The 1,044-nt window shown below is 60.0% G+C and carries 2 pseudogenes; both read left to right on the forward strand.

Annotated elements, in window-relative coordinates:
* Positions 1–182 (forward strand): annotated as a pseudogene (locus VZ95_RS27500) (uracil-DNA glycosylase); the annotation flags it as partial.
* Positions 183–346: 164 nt separating this feature from the next.
* Positions 347–1,044 (forward strand): annotated as a pseudogene (locus tag VZ95_RS18355) (hypothetical protein); the annotation flags it as partial.

Here is a 1,044-nt window from a genome sequence, read left to right on the forward strand (position 1 = left end):
CCGACGGTATTACAAAGCTGCGCGGGCGTTGGTTTGAGTGGAGCGATTCAGGAGGGGCAACAATACCTATGCTGCCCTCCTATCATCCTTCCTATTTACTGCGCTCGCCTGGACAAAAGCGCGATGCCTGGAAAGATTTTTTGACATTAAGTTATAGACTAGAGAGTCTTTTACATCCTTAAAAACGCCACATTTTCTGCGTGTTTCACGGGTTCGTGTGGCCCTATGCCCACACCTGTTGCGGATTTTCCTACTTGTCATCAAACTGTCTCGGCTCTATCTACATCGGGCAATGACCAACACTCGAACGACTCAAGGGGGCTTCGGCACCCGTGGGCGGGGATTTTTGCTTTTCGCAACCTCGCTGACGGTTCCCGTCCTCCTTCTCGGCCCGCTGCTGGCCTTTTCCCGACCCACTTTGGGCGCGGCGCCGGTGGCGCTGCCTGATGAGGTCGCGGTCTACACGCCGGGTCCCACTGTCCCCACGGACGAAACCTCTCAAACCCTCCCCGATGTGCTGCGCGACGGCGATGTTGTGCTGTACCGGAAAATTCTCGAAGCCCATGAGGCCGCCGATTGGGCCACCGCCGACAAGCTGATCGGCGCTTTGACCGACCGGCAACTCGTCGGCCATATCCTCGCGCACCGCTATCTGCAAACGCCCTATAAGGCGAGCTATGAGGAGTTGCGCCGCTGGCTGCTGGCCTTCATGGACCAGACCGAAGCGCCGCGCCTCTACGCCATCGCCCAAAACCGTAAGCCGAAAACCGGCGCGCCCGCGCTGCCCAAGCTGAAGCAAAACGCCAGCTTCGCCCGCTCCGGCGACGAGGATATGAGCTGGCGCGACAAGCCCTATAATTCCGCCAATCCCGGCAAGGGCTGGCCCGCGCTGAGCGCCAAGCTGAAGCGCATCGATAGCGCCGATAAAGCGCGCGATGCCTTGGCTTTGGTCAATGCCGCCGAAGACACGGTCGATCCGGTTCTACTCGACCAAGCCCGCGCGCGGCTGGCGCAGTTTCTGTTCCTCGCGGGCCAAGATGCCGC

The sequence above is a fragment of the Elstera litoralis genome, assembly GCF_000963705.1.
Taxonomy (GTDB): domain Bacteria; phylum Pseudomonadota; class Alphaproteobacteria; order Elsterales; family Elsteraceae; genus Elstera; species Elstera litoralis.